We start from the raw sequence: 24,576 nt of genomic DNA, 5'->3' as shown, positions 1-24,576 counted from the left end.
TTCAAAACACGTCGATCGGAACGGATATGTCGTCTGGTATAGCGGTCGAATCCGCCGGTGGATGCGCCCTTCGGTCACGGGGACGCCGCCGTCGGCTATCCGTCCGCCCCGTGCTCACGCTCTCTGACGTGGGCTCTCGGCCCCAGCGTCTCCCAGGGCTGGACATCGAGCCACTCGATCAACTCGACGAGTTGGTCCCTCGCCGCCTCGAAGAGCCGTTCGCCCTTCGCCGCGGAGGCGTCGGTCGGGTCGCCGAACGCGCCGTTGTGGCTGTTTTCGACCGAATCGTAGTAGAGCCGTGCCCCGTTTCGCTCCGTCTCGACCGCGTCCAGGTCGGGACAGCCGTCGTCGCGGGCGGCCCCGAGTTTCCCCTCCCGAACCAGGTCGGCGAGATACCAGACCATCGAGGTCTCTTTCGGTCCGGCGTGGGGGCCGTTCCGTTCGAAGAGCGAATCGACCAACTCGGGGATCGACTCGTCCCACATCCACTCCACCGCATAGGCCGCGTCGTCGTCGTGAAGCCGGCGGCCGACCTCCCGGAGGTGCTCGACGTTGCCGCCGTGGGCGTTGACGTAGACGATCCGGTCGATCCCCTGATAGACGAGGCTCCGGGAGAGCGATTCGACGTAGTCGCGAAACGTCGGCGCATCGACCGACAGCGTCCCGTGGAACTGGCGGTGGTGGGGGCTGACGCCGATATTCACCGTCGGCGTGCAAACGACGCCGGCATCGTCTGCCGCCGCGCGCGCCAACCCCTCGGCGATCACGTGGTCGGTCGACAGTGGGAGGTGGGGGCCGTGCTGTTCGGTCGATCCGATCGGGACGAGCGCCGTCGACGTTTCGTCGAGTTTCCCGCCGGCGTCGGGCCACGTCGCGTCTCCGAGGTACATACGGGGTGGAAGGTTCCCCACACTCTTAAGCGATACAAAAGCGATCCGCGTGCTCGGACGGTACCGGAACGCGCCTTTTATACGGGACAGGTCAGGGCGCGCCCGCGATGGCGACCCGAACCCGCTCGTCGCCCTCGTTGAACAGTTCCCGGTGCGTCTCGCCGTCGACCCGGATCGCCTCCCCCTCGGAGAGCGTCCGTTCGGCCTCGGGGTCGCCCTCCTCGCCGCCGACCCGAACGGTCAACGCGCCGTCGACGACGAGATACACCTCCTCTTGGCCGTCCTCGGCGTGGTCGTGGGGCTTGCCCTTCGCGCCCGGTTCCAGCTCCAGAAGCGTCATCCCGAGGTTCTCACACCCGAGCGGTTCCCGGAAGAACCACATGCCGCCGAATTCCTCGGGTACGACGCTGTCGATCTCGTCGGTGCTCGCGGTGTCGTAGTCCATGCCCGAACGTCGGTCCGATGGAACATAAAGGCGGTCCCGCGGTTCGGGAGCTGCCCTCGGCTCGCTCCGAAACGGACATAGCGCATCGGGACACAACAACGACCATCGAATGCGTCAGTATCACGACCTCGTCTCCGGTGTCCTCGCCGGCGGAACGTACAAGCCGAACCGGACCGGCGTCGACACCGTTGCCGGATTCAGCCACCACTACGAGGTGGACCTCGCCGAGGGGTTTCCCCTCCTGACGACGAAGCGAATGGACGGCTACCGGTGGAACTCGCTGATCCACGAGTTACTGTGGTATCTCTCCGGTGAGGAGCACGTCAGGAACCTCCGCGAGGAGACGAAGATCTGGAACGCCTGGGCCGACGACGAGGGGCACCTCGACACCGCCTACGGCCGGTTTTGGCGTCGGTTCCCGATCCCGGAGGGGACCGGGCGGCTTCCCGGTGAGAGCTGGCCGGATGCAGACCACCCTCGCGTCGGGACCGAAACGACACGGGAGGGCGACACCCGGTTAGTCTTCGATCAACTCGGCCACGTTCTCGATACGCTCGGGGAGACGCCGAACTCCCGGCGGATGGTCATCAACGCCTGGCACCCGGCGAACGCCGCCGTCTCGACGCTGCCGCCGTGTCATTACACGTTCGTGTTCAACGTCCAGGGCGATCGCCTGAACGTTCATTTGACCCAGCGCTCGGGCGACATCGCGTTAGGGATCCCGTTCAACCTCGCGGCGTACTCGCTTTTGACACACGCCGTCGCGAACCGGGCCGGCTTCGAGGTCGGCTCCTTCGGCCACACGATCGTCGACGCCCACGTGTACTGTGGGGCCGGCGAACGCGGGGCGTGGTACGCCGAACACCTCGGGACACTCCAAGAGCGGCTTCAGGCCGTCGAGGATCGCGAGGGGTATCTCGACGTGCGCGAGTGGCTCGAGGGGACGGCCCCGGCCGGGGCCGACGGTGCGGACTACGATCACGTCCCCGGACTGTTGAGGCAGCTATCGCGGAAACCCCGGTCGCGGCCGCGGATCGAAGTGGACGACAAGCCGCTCGACGAGCTCGAATACGGGGACGTCCGGCTCATGGAGTACGATCCGGCCCCCGGTATCTCGTTTGCGGTGGCCGAATGAAGATCACGCTCGTCGCCGCGGTCGCAAAAAACGGCGTCATCGGTGCCGACGGCGAGATGCCGTGGCACTACCCCGAGGACCTCCGGCAGTTCAAGCAGACGACGATGGGGCACCCGGTCGTCATGGGCCGAAAGACCTACGAATCGATCGAGGACCGACTTGGCGGCCCGCTTCCCGGCCGGACGAACGTCGTCCTCTCGCGTCGGGACTCGCTCGATCTCCCCGAGGGAGCCGTCCACGCACGGGACCTCGACGCCGCCTTCGAGGCGGCCGAGGCAGCGCTCGATCCCGGCCAGGAGACGATCTACGTCGTCGGCGGTGCGACGGTGTACGAAGCCTGTATCGACCGGGCGGACGAACTCCTCGTGACCGAGATTCCGGAGACACCGGCCGGCGACACCTACTTCCCCGAGATCGGGGCCGAGTGGGAGGAGTGCGACCGCGAGACGACCGGAGAGCTCACGGTCGTCACGTATCGACGGTGAACCGTCCGTGAAACGGGTGGTCCTCGTCCGGTATCGGTCATCACCGAACCGTACGGACGACCGGTATACCGGTGCGTCGAGCCGTCCGGGGTCGAGCCACGGGATTTTATACTGCGGCGGGCGAGGTACCGGCTGTTGATGGGACCGTCACACGGAGGATGGGCAGTGGCTCTTTTTTTGAGCGTGCTCTTCTGTTCGCTCCTCATCGCGGCTGCCGGAGCGACAGACATCACGGAGGCCACGGACATCACGGAGGCCACGGACATCACGGAGGCCACGGACATCACGGAGGCCACAATGCCCGTAGACGCCGCGGAGGGACCATCGCCGGATCGTACCCCCCCGTCGGAAGCCAACATCGGCGATCTCGCCACCGAGGAGTTCGAGGCCGATCGGACGCGGTTTCGGATAACCGTCCGCGAAAACGGAAGCGGCGAGTGGACGTTCCAGTACGAACAGCGGCTCGAAACCGACGACGCCGTCGGGGAGTTCGAGGCCTACGCCGAGCAGTTCAACAGTGAGGAGACCGAGAGCTACAGGAACTTCCGGGCACGCTCGACGGCGCTCACGGAGTCCGGAAGTAACGTGACCGGCCGGGACATGGCCGCCGGATCGTTCGGCCGGGAGGCCCGGATCGAGGAACGGCCGCCGGCGGGCGACGAGTTCGGGGTCGTCGAGATGTCGTTCGTCTGGACGGAGTTCGCCGAATCCGACGGCGACCGACTCGTCGTCGGCGACGTGTTCGTCGACGGACTCTACGTCGGCCCGGACCAACAGCTCCGATTCGACCGTGGACCGACGCTACGGTTCGAGTCGGTGGATCCGGAACCGGACAGCATGGCCGGCGGGACGCTCGCGGAGAGCGAATCCGTCACCTGGCTCGGCGAAGCACAGTTCACCGACCGCCGCCCCCGGGTAGTGTATACCGCCCGTGATGCCGGTCCGCCCCCGGTAACCGACCAGGGATCGGAGCCGACGTCGCCCGGGACACCGGCCGATACCGGACCGCTCGTTCCGCTGGTCGTACTCGCGGTCGTGGTGGTCGTCGGTGCGGGGAGCGCCCTCGTCTATCGCTCCGACGTCCTCCGGACGATACGACGCTCCGGTGTGCCGATCGGGGACACCGAAGCGGATTCGGCGGCAGTCGAAGGGACAGCCGAGCCACCGGAGCCGGAGCCCGAACGCGAACCGGCTCCAGCGAACGAGAACGCCGGACAGGGTGGCGAAGCCGACGCCCGACACGGCGAGTTCGGCCCGGTGGCTCCCGCGGTGTCCGATGAGGAACTCCGTTCCGACGACGAGCGTGTCATCTCTCTGCTCGAAGAGCGCGGGGGCCGGATGAAGCAAGTCGATATCGTCGCGAACACGGACTGGTCGAAATCGAAGGTTTCGATGCTCCTCTCGGAGATGGAAGACGAGGGGGTGATTTCGAGGCTTCGCGTCGGCCGGGAGAACATCGTCTCGCTCGCTGGCCACGAACCCGACGCTGCCGGCTCCCCGTTCGAAAGCGAACAGTGATCACGCCGGGGGCGTCCCACAGTGAGAAACCAGACCAATGCGTCGATGAAACGCAACCGTTATACCTCATTCTCGGGTATATACGGTTGCAACCGACGCTCCGTTGGTGTAGTCCGGCCAATCATCTTGCCCTCTCACGGCAAGGACCAGGGTTCGAATCCCTGACGGAGCACTACAGCGACCGAGTTTTACGAGGGAGCGAAGCGCGCACGGAAGGGATTCGAATCACGGCAGACCGAACGAAGTGAGGTCTGGCATCGGGTTCGAATCCCTGACGGAGCATCCAAATTCGACTTCCTTCTTGCGGTTTGGGCCTGCACGAACCAGCCATGAACGACTCAACGCTCAGGCCATGTCGATTCGAAGGATTCACACACAACCGCGCCCTATTGCGATTCCGCCGTTTTGCCGGGCTATCCGGTTCGAAGGAACGAGACTCAGCCCGATGTAGTCTGGCGATTTTCAATTTGCCCACTCGGATTTTGAGCAGCAAATGCGGCATCGTGAAACACAGCGAGGGATCTCCCCATGAGTGACCTCGATGAGTTCCCGGTCGTCACGGAGAAGGCCGAATCGTATCTGAACGAACGACAGCTGCTTGACTACCGCGCGGAGCGAGAAGATTGTCTGGAGTGGCTGTTGACGTTCGGAAAGACCCCGAAAGAGGCGGTCGGCTACGCACCGGGGACGGTCAAACCGCGGTGTTATCGGATGGATCGCTTCTACCGCTACGTGTGGGACCACGAAGAGGGATACACGGTCAATCTCTCCCACGACCATGCTGACTCGTGGATGGGTCACCTCGCGCGCCGTGATGTCAGTGCAACCCACAAGCGAAACTGTATGAAGTCGCTCTTGATGCTCTACAAGTGGCTTCATCACGAACGCGGGTTAGGCGAGTGGGAACCGGAGTTCCGATTCTCTGCAGATACCAGTACGCAGCCGCGAGAGTATCTCACCCGAGACGAGCGACGAGCAATCCGTGATGCTGCGCTTGAATACGGCTCTGTCCCCTCGTACAACAACCTCACACCGACCGAACGCGACCGCTGGAAGCGATACCTTGCCCAGCGCTTCGAGAAACCGAAAGAGGATGTGACGCCGGATGACTGGGACCGTGCCAACGGCTGGAAGATTCCCTCGTTGGTGTGGGTCAGCCTTGACGCTGGCCTTCGCCCAATCGAGGTCGAACGAGCAACGGTCTCGTGGGTGGATACAGATAACAGCGTGCTCCGTATTCCGAAGGAAGACAGTTCAAAGAACAGAGAACGCTGGGTGGTTGGACTACGGGACAAAACAGCTGAGGTACTGTCAAAGTGGTGTCAACAGCGGCGGAACTTCTCCATGTACGATAATACAGAGACACTGTGGCTAACTCGTAAGCAGAATCCGTATGGGAGTTCCTCATACTGACGGACAAAAGAATGTACACACGACGCACGAGGATCACGCCGCTCGACGGAGCGAACGGCGGATCACTCGTGAGTCGGTTTCATTTGATTTCGTCCACCAGTATCACTCGGCGGGTTGTTGCGTCGGTTGTGTGAGATTGCAGGTATCGACACCGAGCATCGACAAATGAGTTGGTATGCACTGCGGCATGCTCTAGGAACCTATATGACAAGGGAAGAAGATCTTGCAGCGGCCCAGACACAGCTTCGATATCGCTCACCCGAAACCGTGAGCTCACTCGAAGAGCGCGGTCTACTCTACCGAGAACGACAAGGCCGGACGTATCGGGTTTACCCGAGCGACGATCTACACGGTCAAGGGACACAGTGATCCGGCACACCCGATTATCTCAGACTCCCTCGAATTCGGCAGGCATGGACGGTCTCGTTGAAGGGAAACGTTTAGATGGCGTTATAGACGTTCTCGGACGGTCTACTGTTTGAGTTCACACCCACGAGGATAACCCCGAACCCACCGTATGAGTACTTGAGGCGAAAGACAATGACCAACCAAAACCTCGGACGATGGCTGCTCGTGGCGCTCGCGCTCGTCGGCCTCGCGCTCGCCGCGCCGGTGGTGAGCGCACACGGTGACGAACCGGCCCAGGAGAACGAGACGGCAGCTGAAGGGACGCCAGCCGATGGTGATACAGCGGAGTGGGCGGCCTGGATGGATGGTCACATGACCGATCACATGGGACCAGATGCCGTTGACGAGATGGAAGCGCACATGGGCGTGACCGTCGACGAGATGGCCCAAGAGATGGCGGATGAGGATCACGCCGCCGGGATGAACGGACAGGGACACGGCTGCTAACGGTCCCTATCCGGAGTCCCTCGTCTAGAACGTAGACACTCGAACTACCAAACCGACGATCACAATGACACACTACACCAAAACTCTCAGACGGACAATTCGTCGAATTACGATGCTCGCGGTTCCGCTGTTAGTTGCAGCAACAGGTACCGCTGCTGCTCACGGTGGCGGAGGCCACGACGGCGGTATGATGGGCGGTGGTGGTTGGGGGCTCTTCGGTGGAGGAATGGGCCTTTGGGGGCTCCTTTGGATGGGGCTCTTGATTGGCGTGCCGCTCTATCTCGGCTACGCGCTTCTCAACAGCGATTCAGAGGAGAAAAACGGCCGGCCGCTTTCGGTTCTCCGGGAGCGCTATGCCCGCGGTGAACTCTCCGAGGAGGAGTTCCAACGACGACGAAAACAGCTTGAATAGTCCAAATGAACGAAATAGAGGAAGTATCATTCAAAACGACGCCCGCCCGACGGCTGTCGCGGCGGGCCCAAAGTATTAACCCCGTTAACGGAGTATGAATTTTCATGGAATACACAATACAGACCACAGTTACCGGTGAATTCGACGATGTCGTCGACGCGACGAACGCTGCACTCAAAGATGAGGGATTCGGCGTCCTCTGTGACATCGACATTCAGGCGACGCTCAAAGAGAAACTCGGCGAGGAGTTCCGTCAGTATCGGATTCTCGGTGCGTGCAATCCGCCGCTGGCATACGAAGGGTTGAACGCGGAAACCGAACTCGGTGCGCTCTTGCCCTGTAACGTCATCGTCTACGAGGATGATAACGGCGATATCGTGGTGAGTGCAGTTGACCCGGAACAGCTGGTCGGTATCGCGGATAACGACGCGCTTGACTCCATCGCGACCGAGGTTACCGAGCGATTCGAACGTGTTCTGGCTGCCGTCAACGAAACCGAGGTGGACTGAAATGTCGGAGACTCGGAGTGACCTCACGACAGTCATACTCGTTGTTCTCGGTATCCTCCTCCTCTGGCCGCTCCTGATGATGGGGTTCGGCGGAATGGGGATGATGGGATACGGCGGGATGATGAGTGGCCCCTACAGCGACGGCGGATACAGCATCGTCAGCGTTGTCCTCCAGTTCGCGTTCTTGATCGTTCTTCTCGGCGGCGGCTATCTACTCGCTCGCCGACTCATCGGTCACCAGGAGTCCCGCGACGATGCACTCGAGGAGCTTCGAGTGGCCTACGCTCGTGGCGATCTTTCGGACGAGGAGTTTGAAAACCGACGAGAAACGCTTAAAACGGACGAGTGATCACTGCAATGGCATCCCTACGTCGTCGTGGGTTCCTGTCCGTCGCTGGGGGTGCGGTCGCTGCGCTTTCCGGATGCGTGTCTAACGGGATCACTGGTAGTCGGAGAGCATTCGATACGACGGTATATGTCGGGTCCTATCACTGGGGGTTCATCCTGGTAGACGACACCGGAACCGAACACGATCGAATCACCTTCGATAGCGGAGACTCCGTCGAGATCGTCGCGTTCAACACGAGCGCAGAGACTGCCCTAGAGAAACTGCCGGCTGCCGTCCGAGAGGCGATCCCGGATCACGAAACGCTCGAAGAGCGAAACGAAGAACGCATTCCACCGCCTTCGAACGGCGATCTGCACGACGTACTCGAAGAGGCAAACGAGAAGTATCCGGACCACAGCCTCGCGGTCATGCCCTCGGGGCGGAACATGGGCCATATGGGCGAGGGGGGCATGATGCTTCGGCCCATCCCGCTCCCGGCCGACGCAACGTCGACGACGACAGCACGACTCTCCGCGTCCGAACGTGGTGACTACACGCCGATCTGTCACACGGACTGTGGATACGGCCATGACTACATGTATCTCGACGGCGCGTTCGTCGTCGAGTAACTGACCATCGAGAGTGTATAACACGTCAATTTATATTAACTACTGAGAGGGGAGATGTAAAATTTACAGCCAGTTTCGGCTCACGTATTCGAGTGTCACGTCGGACTGATCGACATACTGGGAGAGTTCGTGAACGATGTCTCCGACCTCTCGGGCTGAAAGCGTCCGATCCTTCTGAAAGAGCACGCCTGCAGTATCGTCGAGGTGCAACTGCGTGAAGAAATCGTCATCTTGCGTGAGTATGAGACGGTTCCGTTCTCGTGCATACGCAGCGATCGAGTCGTCATCGGAACCGAGTCCGAGTTCCTCAACATCACCGATCCATTCGACATCGTGGTCGAGCTTCCGGAGATAGTTGATCGTCGCCCGTTCGACGTTTTCGTCGGCAAGAATCCGATACCCCATCAGCCACGTACGTCGTTTGGATCGGTCGTCAGGTGCTCGTGCTCCTCGATCGCGGCATCGCGCTGCCGTTCGACAGCGCGCATCTCCTCGGGGTGGTCGTGATAGTAGGTAAGCGCCCGGTAGACATCTGCCACGTCGAGATCGTGACGATCGGCAACCGTTCTGGGGGTGAGTCCACGGTCCTCGATTTGCTCTTTGATGAACTGGACCGTAATCCGTCGACCGTCGAGATGTGGCTCATCGTGGAGTTCGCGCACGATCCGTCCCGCCACTTGGCTCATACCCATCCTACGTTGCCACTATACTTGAACGTCCGGCCTTGATCGCCTAGAAGTACCGAACCGTTATTTTCCCGACACAGTCCTTCGAATCGGACTTGCCGACCGGGCAATCGGCTGGGTGTTTTATATACCTCGGCGCAAAATATTCTCGCTGTAGCAGGCGCAGACCGCGTATAGAGGGTCATCGAATTGGTCGTCAGTTCCCCGTCGTCCCGGACCCGACCGGCCTCTCACGGCAAGGACCAGGGTTCGAATCCCTGACGGAGCACTACAGCGACCGAGTTTTACGAGGGAGCGAAGCGCGCACGGAAGGGATTCGAATCACGGCAGACCGAACGAAGTGAGGTCTGGCATCGGGTTCGAATCCCTGACGGAGCATCCCAGTTCGGTTTCCTTCTTGCGGTTTGGGCCTGTACGAACCAGTAGGGGTAGTTCACAGCCGGTTTCGACGCACGTCTTCAAGCGTCACGTCGGACTGGTCGGTATGCAGAGCGGGTTCGTGAACGGTGGCTCGAAGGTCTCGGGCTGATCCATCTGAAAGAGCACGCGTACAGCATCGTCGAGGGTCGGCTGCTTAAAAATGGATCCCTGGTACGGGACATCAACGGCCTCGGATTCACGGCGTGCGTCCGATTCATACTCGCCGTCGGATCCTGCCGAACCCGGAGGCAGTCGTCTGGTCACTCCAGACAGACGTACGTCTTCGTGTCCGCTACGTCGTCGAGCCCTCTGAGCCGGGTCGCGACGGAGTGTATGATATCGTAGACCTCCGTCGATTGGGCCTCCACGATCACGTCGAAATCACCTGCAACGACGTTCGCGACGGTGACGTGGTCGAGTCCGACGAGCCGTTCGGCAAGCGATTCGGCGTCGCTGGTAGCAGCCTTTAGCATGATGAATGCACGTACCATGCGTGGTGATTGTTATCATTTATGAAAAACCTTTCCCGAGGCGGTCCTGCCCGTCGGCTCGACTCCTTCGGGACGTCCGTCCCTCCGTGGGACGGAACTCGTCGTGGACGTATCGCCGACAGCACGAAGTGTATGCGAAAGAGTAACATTATTGGGACCGGTCGTTGTAGGAGGATTCATGAAGTTCATCATCGTAGGTGCCGGCCGGGTTGGAATGCGAACTGCGCGCGTGCTCCGGGAGGAGGACCACGAACCGGTCATGATCGAACCCGACGAGGCGAAAGTCGAGCGTCTCCGCAACGAGGGGTTCGAGGTCATCCAGGGCGACGGCAGCGACGAAGCGACGCTTCTCGAACAGGGGCTCGACGACGTCGACGGAATCGCCGCCCTCTCGGGTGATCTGGTCGTCAATTTCATTACCTGTATGATCGGCAAGCGCCACGGCTGTCGGACCGTCCTCCGGGTCGACGACGACGACGACGAGTACGTCGTCGGCAAGTACGCCGACTACGTCGACGAGGTGATCTACCCCGAACGCCTTGGTGCCATCGCCGCGAAGAACGCCCTCGTCGGCGGGAGCGTCCGGGCGGTCGCCGACATCGCACAGAACCTCCAGCTACTCGAACTCACAGTTACGCCGGGGTCGCCGATGCGGGGATACTCGCTGTCGGAACTCGAACTGCCGGCGGATGCACGCGTCCTCGCGTTCGGCAAGGAGGGCCACCGGCTGCAACTCCCCGACGCCGACGCCTCACTGGAGGTCGGCGACCGGGTCGTCGCGATCGCCGATTTCAGCGTCCTACGCGAGGTCGAACAGATCATCGTCGGCGAAGCGGACCGCGCGCTCGCACAGGGAGGGGCCTGAGATGGTCGTCGCCTACGTCATGGTCAAAGCCCACACCGGCGAGGCGGGGCAGCTACGCGACGACATCGAGGCCATCGACGGTGTCGTCTCGGCCCACATCGTGGCTGGGGACGTCGACATCATTACGAAAGTCGACGTCGACTCGCCCGGCGATGTCAAGGAGATCGCGGCCGACGCGGTACAGGCGCTCGACGGCGTCGAGGATACTCACACCTACATCGCGATGGAGTGAGCGCGTCGGACACACGGGCGCCATCGCCGGAGACGCGTCCGGGGAGGGATGCGTCTGCCCTTTATGTGTTCCGTATAAAATGGGTCGATCCGCAAAAAGCTGCGTCGTCAGTCGCCGACGGCGACCGACGGTGTCGCTTTATTGTCGGACGAGGTTCGTCGCGCGGGGCCCCTTGGGGGACGATTCGATGTCGAACTCGACTTCCTGCCCTTCCTCGAGGTCCGGGCCGCCGACGTCCTCCATGTGGAAGAAAACGTCTTCGTCGTCGTCGACCGCGTCGTCGTCAGTCGAAATGAAACCGTAGCCGCCAGTGTCGTTGAAGAAGTCAACCTTACCGTTTGCCATTACAAACAGCCATTGTGCCCGTTCGGGTATAACGCTTCCGAGGGTCGGGATACCACGACGCGTCCGTCCCCGACCGGCGCTCGCCGAGATGCTGGATCGGCGCTCGCCGAGATGCTGGTACGGCACCCCATGAGTGCGGGGGCAAAAAGACAGGTGTGCAAAGCATTTATATAAGGAGTAGGCAAACCATATAAGCATAATGCCAGGGCCCACCCGACAGCGAGAGCGCACCAGCGAAGAGGAGACGGAAACGGAGGAAGAAACCGGCTGTCCCGAGTGTGAGTCGGATTCGCTGGTACGGAGTGCGGACGGTGGCGGTGAGCTCGTCTGTGAGGACTGCGGGCTCGTGATAGAGGAAGAAAACATCGACCGTGGGCCGGAGTGGCGGGCGTTCAATCACTCCGAGCGCCAATCGAAGTCCCGCGTCGGCGCGCCGACGACACAGACGATGCACGACAAGGGGCTAACGACGCAGATCGACTGGAAGGACAAAGACGCGTACGGGCGATCGATTTCCTCGGAGAAGCGCTCACAGATGCACCGCCTCCGGAAGTGGCAAGAACGGATCCGAACGAAGGACGCGGGCGAGCGGAACCTCCAGTTTGCGCTCTCGGAGATCGATCGGATGTCCTCGGCGCTCGGGGTCCCGCGATCGGTCCGAGAGGTCGCATCGGTCATCTACCGGCGCGCGCTCGACGACGACCTGATTCGAGGTCGTTCCATCGAGGGTGTCGCAACCGCCGCGCTGTACGCCGCCTGCCGACAGGAAGGGATCCCGCGCAGCCTCGATGAGGTCGCGGAGGTCGCCCGGGTCGAACAAAAGGAGATCGGCCGGACGTATCGGTACATCGCCCAGGAGCTCTCACTCGGGCTCGAGCCCGTCGATCCGGTCCAGTACGTCCCCCGCTTTTGCTCGGAACTCGGCCTGAGCGAGGAGGTCGAACAGAAGACGCGAGAGATCATCGAGGTGACCGCCGAAAAGGGGATGCTCTCGGGGAAATCGCCGACGGGCTACGCGGCCGCAGCGATCTATGCGGCCTCGCTTTTATGTAACGAAAAGAAGACCCAACGCGAGGTCGCCGAGGTCGCACAGGTCACGGAGGTCACCATCCGGAACCGGTATCAAGAACAGATCGAGGCGCTCGGGATCCACTGACCGGCACGGGACCGGCGCTCGATCCGTCTCGCTTTTTGTTTTTCGAGGCAGAAAGAGGGCTCGAACGCAGTGGTAATGACGGGAGACCGACGATCCAGTCACTTGACCCCGAGGCGGTTCACTCGCGGCCCCTGAGTTCGTCGACGCGGGCGGCCAACTGGTCCAGCGCCGCGCTCTGTTCGGCGGCGGCGGCGTTGACGTCGTCGACGGCCGAATCCGCCTGCTCGGCCCGTTCGCGCACGTTCTCGAGCGTCGCGGTGACCTCTTCGACCGCGGAGGCCTGTTCATCGTTCGCCCGCGAAACCTCGGCGATGCCGTTGGCCGCCTCCTCGATGGCGTCGTCGATCTCCTCGAAGGCGGCGAGCGTTTCGTCGATCCGTTCGCTCGCGTTGTCGATCGTCTCGCTCGATTCGACCGCCGCATCCACCGTCGTTTCGGTCTGTTCGCGCAGTTGCTCTATGCTCTCCGTGATGTCCTCCGTGTGTTCGCGGGTCTCGTCGGCCAGCGTCTTTACTTCCTCTGCGACGACCGTGAACCCGTCCCCGTCGGATCCAGCGCGAGCGGCCTCGATGTTGGCGTTCAACGCGAGCAGGTTCGTCTGTTCGGCCACCTCCGAGATGATCTCGACGACGGTTTCGATGTCCCCCATCCGGTCGTCGAGTGCCCGGATATTCTCGACGAGTTCGTCGCCGATCTCGGTCACCTCGTCGGTGGCGGCGCGGGCGTCGTGGCTCGTGTCGACGCCGTTGCTTGCGATCTCGCTCGCCTGCGTCGCGGCGGTGTCGACTTCCCTGGCGGTCGCGGCGACCTCCTCCATTCGGGCTGAAAACGACTGCATCTCCAAGACAGCGTCCTCCAGCATCCCGTTTTGTTCGTCGATGTGAGTCGCGATCTCGTCGGCGCTGTCGACGACGTCCTCGACGATGTGGGTCAGCTGGTCGGACTGTGACTCGACGCGGCTACTAAGGGTCTCGAAGTCGTCGATGAACTGGTTGAACTCCCCGACGATCCCGACGTCGACTCCCTGATCGCGCAACTGGGATTCGTGTGCATCGTCGATGCTTGCCCGCTCGTCGAAGGTGCCGTTCCGGACGGCCCCGAGCGTCGAGGAGAGTTCGGTGACGAGGTCCTCGATCGCGAGCTGTGAGCCGATGATGTCCGTCTGGTCGACGACGACCTCGACGACGCCGAGGAGGTCGCCCTCGGGGCCGAACCGCGGTGTCGCCCAGAAGGCGATGTGTTTCTCGTCGCCGTGTTGGTCGGTCATCGTGCTCGTATCGCTCACTCGGTGTGTGTCGGCATCGTCCAGTTCGACGTCGTACGCCTCGTGGGCCGATCGCGGGTGTTCCAACACCTTGTCGGCGAGCGTCTCGGCCCGCCGGCCGTCGGGATAGAACATCTCGCTTGCGTGCTCGTGGCCGAGCGCTTCCCCGGCGGACGCACCTGTTAGCTCCTCGAGCGCCTCGTTCCAGGCAGCGATGTGCCCGTCGGCGTCGAGAGCGAACGTCGGCTGTGCGAGCAGATTCAAAAGCTCCACGCCCGAGGAGTCGACGACCGTTCCGGCCGCGGACCCAGCCGGTGGTTCCCCGTCGCCGGGCGACCGCGATTCGAGCTGTGTCGTCTCGCCGTCGATCGATTCCGCTCCATCGTCGATCGATTCCGCTCTACCGTCGATCGATTCCGTCCCGCCGTCGGTCATCCGTGGAGATCCTGATCCCGACAGCCCCCGCAAGAGCCGTCGTACTGTCTGGAACATGGGCCGACAGAGTGCGAAGCGGAAAATAAAGCCGGGGGCGGACTCGGGAGCCGATGCTACCGCCGTCTTTATACGCGGTACGAGGCGAATACCTCAGGGTCGTACGGAAATCTCCGATTTCCGTGATGACGAGACGCTCCGCGTCTCGAACCACTTGACCCCGAGGCGATTCACCCGTCGTAGCCCGCGTACTCCATGAGTTGTGCGAAGACGTCCGAGTCCATGGCATCGCGGTAGACGATGGCGTTGACCATCCCGCCGGGGTAGAAGTTCCCGTTCATCGCGTGGTTGACCTTGTGACAGTGCATGAGGTAGATGCCGGGGTCGGCATCGGCCTCAAACTCGATGGTGTGGCGCTCTGCGGGCGCGATATTGGTGATGTCCTGCTCGTACTGGGCGGCCTCGGGAACCCGGCCACCGTCCTTGGCGACGAGTCGGTAGCGGTGGTTGTGGAGGTGCATTGGATGCGACATGTAGCCCGAGTTGGCGAGATGGAGCCGGACGGTGTCACCCGAATCGACGATGATCGGCGATCCCTCTTCTGGATGGATGGTCCGGGGCAGGCTCTTGCCGTTCATCGTGAACACGTCGGGGGTCCGATTACGCGGACTGTAGTCGAGATCCTCGCCGTTCATCGTCCGTGAGAGCCGGGAGTCCCAGTCTTTGAGCGTCAGGAAGTACTCCTTGTCGGCCGGCTCGTAGCCCTTGGGATCGACCCGGAGGATCCCGTACATTCCCATGTCGATGTGTCGGTGGGTCTGGTAGTGGCAGTGATAGAGATGTGTCCCCGGCACGTTCGCGGGGATGGTGTAGGTGTATCGCTCACCGGGATCGACCTGAATACCCGTCGTCGTCGGTACGCCGTCGTTCTCCCAGCTCTTTTGGACGCCGTGGAAGTGAACCGTGTGAGGGTGGCTCGCGTCGGTATTGTCGAGCGTCACTTCCATGTCCTCGCCCTCGGTCGTCCGGAGGATCGGACCGGGGACGCTCGGCTCGCGATCGTCGGCCTGAAACGCCCAGACACGCGGGAGTTCGACCGGCCCACCCATCGACTCGAGCGGATGGATCGGATGCCTGGAGGTCACCGACGAGAGCGTTACAGAGCCACCCTGCTCGTCGACGTTGACGATCTCGGGCGGGCTGGTCGGCGGAAGTTCGTCGTCTACCTGTTTCGTCGGTTGGTTTCCGAGGGCGCTGTCGATCGGCTCCGAACAGCCCGCAAGCGAGAGAGCTCCGGTTCCGCCGGTCGCCGTCAAGAACTCGCGTCGTGAGATACCTCGTCCCGGCGCGCCGATATGATCACTCATGAAGGGGTACTAAATAGTGCGTCCGGCCGGTACATAATCTACCGGATTCGTCCCCCTATCCGTCCGGATCTATAATGAATAACAGCGCGAGTACCACGGGCCACCGTGCCCGTGGGTGAAGCGCGTCACAACACGAACTTTTAACAAATATCGAACCATACGAGAATATAGTGCAGTCGTCCAAACTCACCCAGAACTTGTCGTTCGGACTAGATATCCACACGGGGAGTGGAGACGATTTGCAAACCGGCTGTCTTGAGGCCCGCCGCATCCGCAATGAAACCAACCGTCTTGACCGACAAGGATGGGATTGGGATGACATCAAATCGACTGTCGTGGATAACGCCGATCACGTCAACAACACCACCCAACTCATCGTTGACAAGGCACTCGGTGAACTCGAAACCTACCACGACAACAAAGATGACGGGTGGCGACGGCCCTACCCATACATCGACGAGTCCTACCCCATGGTGATGAACCACGGTGAAGGCTACCGCCTGTTCCTCGAAGACGACGGGACGGTTCGATTCCGGATCACCGCCACGAGAGGCACACACGTCAAAGGCGACCTTCGAGGGAGTCCTGATCACTTCGACCGGCTCCAAACCGCATTCAACGATAATGAATGGCGGGTTGGCACCGCCGAAGTCGTACACAAGCACAACGAGTGGCGACTCCACGTCACAGTCACCCATGAGACTCATCACGTCGCCAGCAAGCACGATGCAGACACGATTGTTGGTATCGACGTGAACGAAGACTGTATTGCCCTCGCTGCGATGAGTCAAGGCGGTTCGGTGGAAGACTCTGCGGTGTTCGAGTACCCGTCGGTGAAAGAACATCGGCATGAGTTTTTCACCAAGCGCAAGCGGATGCAGAAAGCCGAACAGACCGCGTTCGAAACGGTCGTGCAGACTGAAGAACGCGACTATGTTCACGATTGCCTGCACAAAGTATCGCGGAAAGTAGTTGAATGGGTGTCGCAGTTTTCGGCTCCGGTAATCGTCTTTGAAGACCTCAAAGACATGCGAGAGTCCATCGACTACGGCACGCGAATGAATCGAAGATTGCACAGTCTTCCGTTTGCTGCACTCCAAGAGATGGTGTCGTACAAAGCTGCGTGGGAGGGGATTCCGTCTGATGATGTTAACCCTGAGTACACGAGTCAGCGATGTCCACGAACGGAGTGCCAGCACACAGCCCGTGGGAACCGGCACAAGAAGCGATTCAAGTGTCAGCAGTGCGAGTTCCAAGATCACGCAGATCGGAAGGCGGCGGTGTGTGTTGTGCAGGAATGGTTTGACGACCAGTATGGAAATGTTCCGTCTCTCGACAGGTTGCCCGGACGTGTTCGGGTGATGAGACGGGCGGCATCGGGGGCTGGTGGAGGCCCCGATTCTCACGGAGCAGTTTTCGCTTCGGGTGTTACCTCTGCAGGGGAGGCGCGAGCCAGCGGGCAAGCGCGAGAGAAATTAAAGACCGTTGCGTCAGCAGTGCAGGACTAAACACGGACGCCCCGCGCCACCGTGCGCGGGGTACTTCACGATGACGTACCCGTCGCGGGCTTCGATACTGAAAGAACCGGGACAGCTACCGGGAGGAGACGGGGTCGACTCGGACGACGGTCTCCTCGCGGCCGGGGCCGACACCGACGGCGTAGATCGGTGTGTCGAGTTCCTCGCCGACGTACTCCAGGTACGTTCGGGCGTTTTCGGGGATGGCGTCGTAGCCGTCCTCCGCGACGGCCGCCCAGTCGGCGTCGTCCCACCCGTCGAACGTCCGGAGGTCGGCCTCACACTCGCCCCACCGCTCCGTCGTCGGGGGCATTGTGAGGAGCTCCTCGCCGTCGAGCGTGTAGGCGTGGCCGACCCGTACCTCCTCGAGCCCGGCGAGGACGTCGATGTGATTGATCGCGAGGCCGGTGAAGCCGTTGGCACGGGCCGCGTGTCGGAGCATCGGCATGTCGAGCCATCCGACGCGACGCGGTCGGCCGGTGACGGTACCGTATTCGCCACCCTCATCGCGGATGGTGGTCGCGAGATCCTCCGCCTCGGGGCGACCGCCGTCCTCCGGGGTCTGGCCCTCGACGGAGCCGAGTTCGGTCGGCAACGGGCCGGTACCGACGCGGGAGAGGTACGCCTTGACGATCCCGATCACCTCGCCGCCCCCCACAACGGTGGGGCCGACGCCGGTGCCGACCGCCGCGGCCCCCGCCGTGGGGTTCGAGGATGTGACGTACGGGTAGATCCCGTGGTCGATGTCGATCGAGGTCCCCTGTGCGCCTTCGAACATGATCTCGTCACCGGCGTCGAGTCGGTCCTGGAGGAACGCCCCACAGTTGACGGTCATCCCCTCGCGTCGGAGCCGTTCGCCGAAGTCCCGGTAGGTCTCGAAGAGGATGTCGACGTCGAAGGCCTCGCTGTCGACGTCCGCGCCGATATCGAGGTCGTAGACGTCCTCGACGATCGCACGCTTCCGCGGGACGACGTACTCGAGGCGGGACCGAAGCGTCTCGGAATCGAGCAAATCACCGATCCGGATGCCGCGACGGCCGGCTTTGTCCTCGTAGGTCGGGCCGATGCCACGACCGGTGGTTCCGGCTTCGAGGTCGTCATCGGATTTGACGTCCTCTTCGATGCCGTCGAGGACCCGGTGGTACGGGAGGATCGCGTGCGCGCGCTCGGCAACGCGGACGTCCGGGGACAGTCCCCGCTCGCCCAGCGCGTCGAGTTCCTCGAAGAGCGTGTTCGGATTGACGACGCAGCCGTTGCCGAGAACGCCGATCTTGCCACGGACGGCTCCGGACGGGACGAGAGAGAGCTTGTACTCGTCGCCCTCGTAGACGACGGTGTGGCCGGCGTTATCGCCGCCCTGATAGCGTACGACGACGTCGACGGCATCGCCGTAGACGTCGACGATACCGCCTTTTCCCTCGTCGCCGAGCTGTGAACCCACGATGGTTACGGTCATTGGAACGACGTTTCCGCCAGTGGGGTAAACAGATTACGGTATGTCAGAGGCGCGGCCGGAGATCGGAGAGTGCCCGGACGGCTGAACGGGCCGGCGACTCGTCGCAGGCCCGCTCCCGGCGGGCGTCGAAACGGGTCTCGTGCGTGTCGGTGTCACAAGGGATTTATATGTCCCCCCTCAAGGAGGAGCATACGACACATAGGGTGGACCTACGTCTGCCGCTCGGACAGCAACATTTAAAACCCGTAAACACGAGTTAACAAATGCCATGATAGATAGACTTGAGAAGGAAGTAGACATGCTCGAACGCCATCTTCGGGTCCTACGGATGGTCATCGAGAGCGAGCCGATCGGAATCGTCAAGATGTCGAACGAGACGGGGTATCCCCACCACAAAGTCCGCTATTCGCTCCGCGTGCTCGAGGAGGAAAACCTCATCGAACCGTCGAGTCAGGGTGCGATCACCACCGAGGACACCGCCGACTTCGTCGACGACCTCGACTCGAAAATCGACAGTATCATCGACAAACTCGAAGGGATGAAGATCGACGATATCCCGGAAATAGAAGGCTAAACCGGTTCTTTCTCCTTTTGATTCGCCGTCGGAGAGCCGCGACCAACGACGGCCGGAGGGCGTCTCCGCCGAACAGTACAGTTCGAGAACGGTCAGATTAACGGCCCACAGTTCGAGAACGGTCAGATTAACGGCTCACAGTTCGGGAACGGTCAGATTGAACGAGCCGTCGCGGGCCTCGACCAAACAGAGGTGATAGCCGTTCGTCCGCGAGAGTTTGACGTAACTTCGGTATTTGCTCCGGCTGAGCAGGCTAGAGCCCGTCGCCTCGCCGACAACGGCCATCGCGTCGGACTCGAAGTAACTCGACGTGATCGCAACGGCACCGGCGAGTGTCTCGTGGCCCGCACAGACGTCGGAGGCGTCGGTGACGAGCGGTTCGATGGCCTCGGCGTAGGTCGGATCCCGGCCCGTATCGAACGCCACGACGAGGAGCGGGTTTCCCCGCTTGTCGTGAACGACGATGTCGAACTCGACGTCTCGGTCCTCCGTGTCGTCACCGACGGTGATCGTCTCGTCGAAGCCGACCCGGTCGATCTCCGGGAGGGCGTCGTAGAGGGGTCGGACACCGTCGACGGCATCCGCCGACCGAATCTCGAAGAGCAGCTCCGCCACCAGCCACTCGACGAACCCGTAGATCTCCGAGGATCGAAGCCACGACTCGAAGGGGCGTCCCTCGACCGACGCGCCCTCGTCCTCGAAGGTCGTGTGGTACTCGATCCGGAGGTTCGAGGCGACGGCCTCGCGGTCGGCGTCGCCGTCGTGGGCGTCCGAAAGCGTTCCCCCGCTGCGGCTGTCCTCGCGGACGAAAAGACGTGTCTCGGCGAGGGCGTCGGCCGGCGACAACGACGCCGACCGAGGCGTGTCCTCCGCATCGATCCGCCGTTTCAAATCGTCGCGTTCGGCTCGGAGGGAATCGAGTTCGGTCTCTAACTCCGCGATCTGCGAGTCGGCGTCGGCGAGTTCCGACTCCAGTTCCTCGATGCGGGATTCATACTCCTCGACGTGGGATTCGTACTCCTCGATGCGGGATTCGTACTCCTCGATGTGCGGATCGGGGACTTCGTGGTCGATCGAGACGTCCGCTCGTGTTCCCGGCTCGGCCGGATCGTCGGCCACCGCCGGCGTCGGGATCGCACCCTCCGTTTCGGCGGTGTGTTCGCCCTCGGATCGCTCCTCGGCCGACGTCACGGCCTGGGGTTCGTCGGTCGAGGGCTCGCCGTTCGTTCGTTCGTCCGACCGTTCGTCCGGTCCGACGGCACGCTCCGTCGCGGTATCCGATCCACCGGCCGTATCGGCGTCGGCCTCCGTCTCCCACCCGAAGTCAGCGTCGGTATCGCTATCGTCCGCCCCGGAATCGGCATCCGCGACCGTCCCCTCGGTATCCCGATCCGATCCCGGCTCCGGTTCGGATTCCGGCTCGGGGATGGAGTTCGATTCCGGCTCCGGTTCGGGGGCCGGTTTGGGTTCCGGCTCCGGTTCGGGGGCCGGTTTGGGTTCCGGCTCCGGTTCGGGGGCCGGTTTGGGTTCCGGCTCCGGTTCCGGCTCCGGCACCGGGAGTTCCGGACGGGGAAGCCGAACCGCGATGACGTCGTAGATGCCGACCTCGCCTTCGGCCCTCGATTCGGCTTCCTCGCCGGTGAGAAGCTGTGAGGAGCCGACGAAGCCGACGTGCTCGACCTCGCCGTCGACGTAGACGTAATAATAATCCCCGCTCAGAACGTTCTCCGAGAGTTCGACGTATCCGGTAAACCCACCCCCGGAAAGCGTCTCGTCCACCGCGTCGAGGGGCGTGTCGTCAGTGAAGTATTGGCCGCGGACATCGCCATCGAGCGCCAACATCGCTGCGAGCGTCGCCACGGCCGGAGCCGGTGCTTCGTGTTTTCGGCCGGTAGCGTCCTCAAAGGCGTCGACACTCCCCGGTCGGGGCTCAGCCCCCAGGTCCGAGATGACCGCGAGTGCCTCGCCGTCGCGGAGGAACAGCCACGTTCCGTCCGCCTCGATCGCCCCGTCGAATCCCTGCGAGGCCAGCCGGTCGATCCCGCCGAACCCACCGTCGAACGGAACGGCGTCCCAGTCGTCGACAACGGAGTGGGCGTCCATACGTAGGATCTCCTGAAGGACGGACATATAACTACCGACCGATCCGACGTGTCCGGGAATTACCGACCGATCCGACGTGTCCGGGTCGAAGGCGCTACATACCCATATCGGCGGCGTTCTCGGGGATCGGGAGTTCCGAGGGGGTAACGGAGAGCAGTTCAGCGGCGTGATCGAGCGCCATATCGAAGCCGTAGTAGCGTTCGAGTTCGTCACCGTCGGCGGTCGACCGGACTTTCAACATCGCGTATCCGTCGACGTTCTGGGCGATCGCGGCCGTTCGGCCGTCGGCTTCGAAGGTCAATACTCGCTCGTCGTCGCGCTCGTCGTAGCGGGCGGATATCTCGCCCGATTCGGCCGTCGACATGGACGGCCGTAGGGGTCGCCCGGTTGCCAAACTACCGGTCCCGGCCGCACGCTCCGGAGGCCCTTTGTCGATGGCGGCGGGAGTCGACACATGGAGTGGCTCACGAGCGGCCTGCGGCGGGACATCTGTATCCTGCTATACGGCGAGGAACGACGCGCGCAGCCCCTCAAATCGGCGATCGAGACGCACTATGACCGTCGGGTCAAACCGGATCGGTTCTACGGCGCGCTCGACGCGCTCGAATCGAAGGGCTTCGTCGATACGCGAGTGGAGGGACTCGAGGACGTCTACACGCTGACCAATGCGGGTCGACAGCACGTCGAAGCGCAGTTCGAGTGGATGGGCGGGCGGGTCGAGGACGAACGGGCCGAGGACGAACGGTCGTCGCGCGGAGGGGACACCGGCCGGCGGTGACGCCGAACCGAGCGATCAGTTCAGTTTAACAGTTCGTTCGCGATCGTGTTCCGCAGCACCTCGCTCGTTCCCTCGTAGATCTCGTTGAGCTTGGCGTCCCGGTAGAACCGTTCGGCGGGGAAGTCCTTCGTATAGCCGTAGCCGCCGTGGATCTGGATCCCCTCGTTTGCGACCTCGCGGGAGACCTCCGAGGCATAGAGTTTCGCCTGGGCGGCCTCCTTGACGAAGTGTTCGCCGTTGATCTTCTTGTCGGCGGCGGAGTGCATGAGCAATCGCGCCGCGCGCGTCTTCGTGTCCATGTCGGCGAGTTTGTGCTGGATCGCCTGGAACTCGGAGATCGGGTTGCCGAACTGCTCGCGCTGTTGGGCGTAGGCCGTCGCCTCCTCGAGTGCGGCCTGGGCGATCCCAACCGAGCGGGCGGCGATCGTGATCCGGCCGCCGTTGAGTGTCTTCAGCGCGTGGACGAAGCCGCGTCCCTCCTCGCCGAGGCGGCGCGACTCGTCTACGTGAAGGTTCTCGAAGCGCAACTCGGCGGTCGGACAGCCCTTGTCTCCGAGTTTCTCCTCCGTGCCTTCGACGATGAAGCCGTCGTCCTCTTCGGGGCAAACGATGAACGAGGAGATCCCCTTGTTGCCGGCCTCGGGGTCGGTCTTCGCGAAGACGGTCACGGTGTCGGCGACCGACCCGTTCGAGATCCAGAGTTTGCCGCCGTCGATGACGTACTCGTCGCCCTCCTTTTTCGCCGTCGTGTCCATCGCCGGCACGTCACTGCCCGCGCCCGCCTCCGAGAGCGCGAACGCGCCGATGTCCTCGCCCATCGCCAGCGGCGTGAGGTACTCCTGTTTTTGCTCCTCGTCGCCGAACGCATAGAGCATGTTCCCGGCGAGAGAGATGTGGGCGGCGACGATCGTACCGAGCCCCCCCGAGCCGCGGGAGATTTCCGCGAGTGCCGCCGGATAGGCGTGATAATCGAGTCCGGCCCCGCCGTACTCCTCCGGGAACGGCATCCCCATCAGGCCCAACTCGGCGAGTTCATCGACGACGTCGGCCGGGAACTCGTCTTTTTTGTCGATCTCCGCGGCCACGGGGACGATCTCCTCGTCGACGAACTCCGACACCATGTCCGTGATCTGTTTTTGCTCGGCCGTGTACGTGAAATCCATACGTCACCGTTTGGCCGTCAGTACTTTACAGTTCCTCTCCCGATTTTTATATCCCGACTCCCGACGTTCACGTATTCGGTCGGTAGTCGTGGTTTGGTCGGTCCTCGCATCCGGTGAGCGCCGATCCGGGTCGGCGCTTGCCGATCACGTGTTATGTCGCCCCGTATCGGATGTCGGCCCCGTATCGGATGTCGGCCCCGTATCGGATGTCGGCCCCGTATCGGGGGTCAAAGCCGGAGACAAAACGGGTCAAAGCCGGAGACAAAACGTCAGATCCGGAGGCAAATCTTCATACGGCTGCGCTACGTACGGGATTCTATGAGCACTGAAACCGCCGACACGGACGACGAACTCCGCGAGCGAATCAGCAACTTCCTCCGCCGCAACTTCCCGCAGATTCAGATGCACGGCGGCAGCGCCGCGATCCAGAACCTCGACCGCGAGAAGGGCGAAGTGACCGTCATGCTCGGCGGTGCGTGTTCCGGCTGTGGCATCTCCCCGATGACGATCCAGGCGATCAAGAGCCGTATGACCCAGGAGATCCCCGAAATCGACACCGTTCACGCCGATACCGGCTCGAGCGGCGGTAGCGAGGGGATGGCGGGCGGACAGGTCTCCCCATCGTTCCCCGGCGAAGGCGGCGGCGACGACGACGAAGGCCCAGAAGCCCCCTTCTAATACCCCCGGCTGTCCGTCTCGAACCGCATGCCGAACCCCCGAGATTGCGACTCGCTTATTGCACCCCGAGATCGCGACTCGCGTACACACTGGGGACAGCCGGTGAATCGCCTCGGGGTCAAGTGGTTCGAGAGACGGAGTCTCTCGTCATCACGGAAGACGCTGTCTTCCGGACGACCCCGAGGCTTCCCGTTTCTACGACGTGACTTGCAGACACGGACTCAAAGTGAGTCGTGTCCGTAGCGGTCACAGTCTCCACGGGCGTGTCTTCGGGCCATCCCAGCCCTAGTTCAGAAAAGCCGCGTTTGAGGACGTTCATCGCCGTCGCAAAATCGCTTAATGAGTGACGGAAGTTATGGGCATGGAATGAGACTGGAAGGTAATGAGTGGAGATCGTCGGATCGAGATTGTCCGGCATCTGGATGAAGGG

At 62.3% G+C, this 24,576-nt stretch carries 27 protein-coding genes, 1 tRNA gene and 3 pseudogenes; 18 read left to right on the top strand and 13 right to left on the bottom strand.

Translation table 11 applies throughout. The annotated features are described in order from the left end of the window. Positions 1-95: 95 nt before the first annotated feature. Both HZR14_RS13655 and HZR14_RS13650 read right to left on the bottom strand, forming a co-directional pair. Positions 96-890 carry a creatininase family protein gene (locus tag HZR14_RS13655; RefSeq protein ID WP_181693431.1) on the bottom strand — a complete coding sequence of 265 codons (795 nt, stop codon included), beginning with the start codon at positions 888-890 and terminating at the stop codon, positions 96-98. A gap of 91 nt (positions 891-981) precedes the next feature. Further along, positions 982-1,335: a cupin domain-containing protein gene (locus HZR14_RS13650; protein ID WP_181693430.1), complete on the bottom strand. Its 354-nt coding sequence runs from the start codon at positions 1,333-1,335 to the stop codon at positions 982-984. Positions 1,336-1,444: 109 nt separating this feature from the next. Here HZR14_RS13650 and thyA point away from each other — a divergent pair, with 109 nt between their 5' ends. The 11 genes and pseudogenes from thyA (at position 1,445) to HZR14_RS13600 (ending at position 8,619) form a co-directional block, all read left to right on the top strand. Continuing rightward, the gene (gene thyA, locus HZR14_RS13645; RefSeq protein WP_181693429.1) at positions 1,445-2,470 is read left to right on the top strand and encodes a thymidylate synthase; all 1,026 of its coding nucleotides are present in this window, start codon (positions 1,445-1,447) and stop codon (positions 2,468-2,470) included. Continuing rightward, a complete protein-coding gene (locus HZR14_RS13640) occupies positions 2,467-2,955 on the top strand; it encodes a dihydrofolate reductase (RefSeq protein ID WP_181693428.1) in 489 nt (162 codons plus the stop codon). Before thyA ends, HZR14_RS13640 begins: the two co-directional genes overlap by 4 nt. Positions 2,956-3,120: 165 nt before the next feature. Further along, entirely contained in the window at positions 3,121-4,473 is a 1,353-nt protein-coding gene (locus tag HZR14_RS14695) for a helix-turn-helix transcriptional regulator (RefSeq protein WP_181693427.1), read from the top strand. A gap of 97 nt (positions 4,474-4,570) precedes the next feature. Then, a tRNA-Glu gene (locus HZR14_RS13630) sits at positions 4,571-4,645 on the top strand. 356 nt (positions 4,646-5,001) lie between these two features. Beyond that, positions 5,002-5,885: pseudogene (locus HZR14_RS13625) on the top strand (tyrosine-type recombinase/integrase); the annotation flags it as partial. 108 nt (positions 5,886-5,993) lie between these two features. Continuing rightward, a pseudogene (locus HZR14_RS14755) lies at positions 5,994-6,171 on the top strand (tyrosine-type recombinase/integrase); the annotation flags it as partial. 255 nt (positions 6,172-6,426) lie between these two features. Further along, positions 6,427-6,741, top strand: coding sequence for a hypothetical protein (locus HZR14_RS13620; RefSeq protein WP_181693426.1), 315 nt, complete (start codon positions 6,427-6,429; stop codon positions 6,739-6,741). 112 nt (positions 6,742-6,853) lie between these two features. After that, positions 6,854-7,153 carry an SHOCT domain-containing protein gene (locus tag HZR14_RS13615; RefSeq protein ID WP_181693425.1) on the top strand — a complete coding sequence of 100 codons (300 nt, stop codon included), beginning with the start codon at positions 6,854-6,856 and terminating at the stop codon, positions 7,151-7,153. A 104-nt stretch (positions 7,154-7,257) separates the two neighbouring features. Continuing rightward, a complete protein-coding gene (locus HZR14_RS13610; protein WP_181693424.1) occupies positions 7,258-7,662 on the top strand; it encodes a DUF302 domain-containing protein in 405 nt (134 codons plus the stop codon). Position 7,663: 1 nt separating this feature from the next. Continuing rightward, positions 7,664-8,011, top strand: coding sequence for an SHOCT domain-containing protein (locus HZR14_RS13605; RefSeq protein WP_181693423.1), 348 nt, complete (start codon positions 7,664-7,666; stop codon positions 8,009-8,011). Between the two features lie 8 nt (positions 8,012-8,019). Further along, positions 8,020-8,619, top strand: coding sequence for a cupredoxin domain-containing protein (locus HZR14_RS13600; RefSeq protein ID WP_181693422.1), 600 nt, complete (start codon positions 8,020-8,022; stop codon positions 8,617-8,619). Between the two features lie 63 nt (positions 8,620-8,682). On the opposite strand, the gene HZR14_RS13595 is transcribed toward HZR14_RS13600, so the two are convergent. From HZR14_RS13595 to HZR14_RS13585, 3 genes are all read right to left on the bottom strand, one after another. Further along, positions 8,683-9,024 carry a DUF5615 family PIN-like protein gene (locus HZR14_RS13595; protein ID WP_181693421.1) on the bottom strand — a complete coding sequence of 114 codons (342 nt, stop codon included), beginning with the start codon at positions 9,022-9,024 and terminating at the stop codon, positions 8,683-8,685. Then, on the bottom strand, positions 9,024-9,305 hold the full coding sequence (locus tag HZR14_RS13590; RefSeq protein ID WP_181693420.1) for a DUF433 domain-containing protein: 282 nt from the start codon (positions 9,303-9,305) through the stop codon (positions 9,024-9,026). Before HZR14_RS13590 ends, HZR14_RS13595 begins: the two co-directional genes overlap by 1 nt. Before the next feature lie 680 nt (positions 9,306-9,985). Further along, positions 9,986-10,216: an Lrp/AsnC ligand binding domain-containing protein gene (locus HZR14_RS13585; RefSeq protein WP_181693419.1), complete on the bottom strand. Its 231-nt coding sequence runs from the start codon at positions 10,214-10,216 to the stop codon at positions 9,986-9,988. A gap of 178 nt (positions 10,217-10,394) precedes the next feature. On the opposite strand from HZR14_RS13585, the gene HZR14_RS13580 reads away from it, so the two are divergent. Next, entirely contained in the window at positions 10,395-11,081 is a 687-nt protein-coding gene (locus HZR14_RS13580; protein WP_181693418.1) for a potassium channel family protein, read from the top strand. A gap of 1 nt (position 11,082) precedes the next feature. Beyond that, positions 11,083-11,313 carry an Lrp/AsnC family transcriptional regulator gene (locus HZR14_RS13575; RefSeq protein WP_181693417.1) on the top strand — a complete coding sequence of 77 codons (231 nt, stop codon included), beginning with the start codon at positions 11,083-11,085 and terminating at the stop codon, positions 11,311-11,313. A 138-nt stretch (positions 11,314-11,451) separates the two neighbouring features. Here HZR14_RS13575 and HZR14_RS13570 read toward each other — a convergent pair whose 3' ends face one another. Next, on the bottom strand, positions 11,452-11,658 hold the full coding sequence (locus tag HZR14_RS13570; RefSeq protein WP_181693416.1) for a cold-shock protein: 207 nt from the start codon (positions 11,656-11,658) through the stop codon (positions 11,452-11,454). Positions 11,659-11,857: 199 nt separating this feature from the next. Between HZR14_RS13570 and HZR14_RS13565 the strand changes: the two genes are divergently transcribed. Further along, positions 11,858-12,814: a transcription initiation factor IIB gene (locus HZR14_RS13565; protein ID WP_015409142.1), complete on the top strand. Its 957-nt coding sequence runs from the start codon at positions 11,858-11,860 to the stop codon at positions 12,812-12,814. 118 nt (positions 12,815-12,932) lie between these two features. Here the strand turns inward: HZR14_RS13565 and HZR14_RS13560 are convergent, their stop codons facing one another. Next, positions 12,933-14,570 carry a methyl-accepting chemotaxis protein gene (locus HZR14_RS13560; RefSeq protein ID WP_181693415.1) on the bottom strand — a complete coding sequence of 546 codons (1,638 nt, stop codon included), beginning with the start codon at positions 14,568-14,570 and terminating at the stop codon, positions 12,933-12,935. Positions 14,571-14,740: 170 nt separating this feature from the next. Next, positions 14,741-15,877 carry a multicopper oxidase domain-containing protein gene (locus HZR14_RS13555; protein ID WP_181693414.1) on the bottom strand — a complete coding sequence of 379 codons (1,137 nt, stop codon included), beginning with the start codon at positions 15,875-15,877 and terminating at the stop codon, positions 14,741-14,743. 170 nt (positions 15,878-16,047) lie between these two features. On the opposite strand from HZR14_RS13555, the gene HZR14_RS13550 reads away from it, so the two are divergent. Then, positions 16,048-17,385, top strand: a complete 1,338-nt coding sequence (locus HZR14_RS13550) for an RNA-guided endonuclease TnpB family protein (protein ID WP_181693413.1) — start codon at positions 16,048-16,050, stop codon at positions 17,383-17,385. Positions 17,386-17,470: 85 nt separating this feature from the next. Here the strand turns inward: HZR14_RS13550 and HZR14_RS13545 are convergent, their stop codons facing one another. Further along, complete coding sequence (locus HZR14_RS13545; RefSeq protein WP_181693412.1) at positions 17,471-18,850, bottom strand: adenylosuccinate synthase; 1,380 nt, start codon at positions 18,848-18,850, stop codon at positions 17,471-17,473. 268 nt (positions 18,851-19,118) lie between these two features. On the opposite strand from HZR14_RS13545, the gene HZR14_RS13540 reads away from it, so the two are divergent. Then, entirely contained in the window at positions 19,119-19,424 is a 306-nt protein-coding gene (locus HZR14_RS13540) for a hypothetical protein (RefSeq protein WP_015408509.1), read from the top strand. 135 nt (positions 19,425-19,559) lie between these two features. Here the strand turns inward: HZR14_RS13540 and HZR14_RS13535 are convergent, their stop codons facing one another. Next, positions 19,560-21,527 carry a DUF7527 domain-containing protein gene (locus HZR14_RS13535; RefSeq protein WP_181693411.1) on the bottom strand — a complete coding sequence of 656 codons (1,968 nt, stop codon included), beginning with the start codon at positions 21,525-21,527 and terminating at the stop codon, positions 19,560-19,562. 94 nt (positions 21,528-21,621) lie between these two features. Beyond that, positions 21,622-21,891, bottom strand: a complete 270-nt coding sequence (locus HZR14_RS13530; protein ID WP_181693410.1) for a DUF7111 family protein — start codon at positions 21,889-21,891, stop codon at positions 21,622-21,624. 90 nt (positions 21,892-21,981) lie between these two features. Between HZR14_RS13530 and HZR14_RS13525 the strand changes: the two genes are divergently transcribed. Then, on the top strand, positions 21,982-22,305 hold the full coding sequence (locus HZR14_RS13525; RefSeq protein WP_181693409.1) for a PadR family transcriptional regulator: 324 nt from the start codon (positions 21,982-21,984) through the stop codon (positions 22,303-22,305). 20 nt (positions 22,306-22,325) lie between these two features. Here HZR14_RS13525 and HZR14_RS13520 read toward each other — a convergent pair whose 3' ends face one another. Then, positions 22,326-23,468, bottom strand: coding sequence for an acyl-CoA dehydrogenase (locus HZR14_RS13520; RefSeq protein ID WP_181693408.1), 1,143 nt, complete (start codon positions 23,466-23,468; stop codon positions 22,326-22,328). A 318-nt stretch (positions 23,469-23,786) separates the two neighbouring features. On the opposite strand from HZR14_RS13520, the gene HZR14_RS13515 reads away from it, so the two are divergent. After that, positions 23,787-24,146: a NifU family protein gene (locus HZR14_RS13515; RefSeq protein ID WP_181693407.1), complete on the top strand. Its 360-nt coding sequence runs from the start codon at positions 23,787-23,789 to the stop codon at positions 24,144-24,146. A 118-nt stretch (positions 24,147-24,264) separates the two neighbouring features. On the opposite strand, the pseudogene HZR14_RS14260 reads toward HZR14_RS13515, so the two are convergent. Beyond that, positions 24,265-24,576: pseudogene (locus tag HZR14_RS14260) on the bottom strand (hypothetical protein); the annotation flags it as partial.

The organism is Natronomonas salinimetallica, from assembly GCF_013839515.1.
In the GTDB taxonomy this organism is placed as follows: Archaea; Halobacteriota; Halobacteria; order Halobacteriales; family Haloarculaceae; genus Natronomonas.
This window is presented reverse-complemented; position numbering and strand designations above follow the sequence as displayed.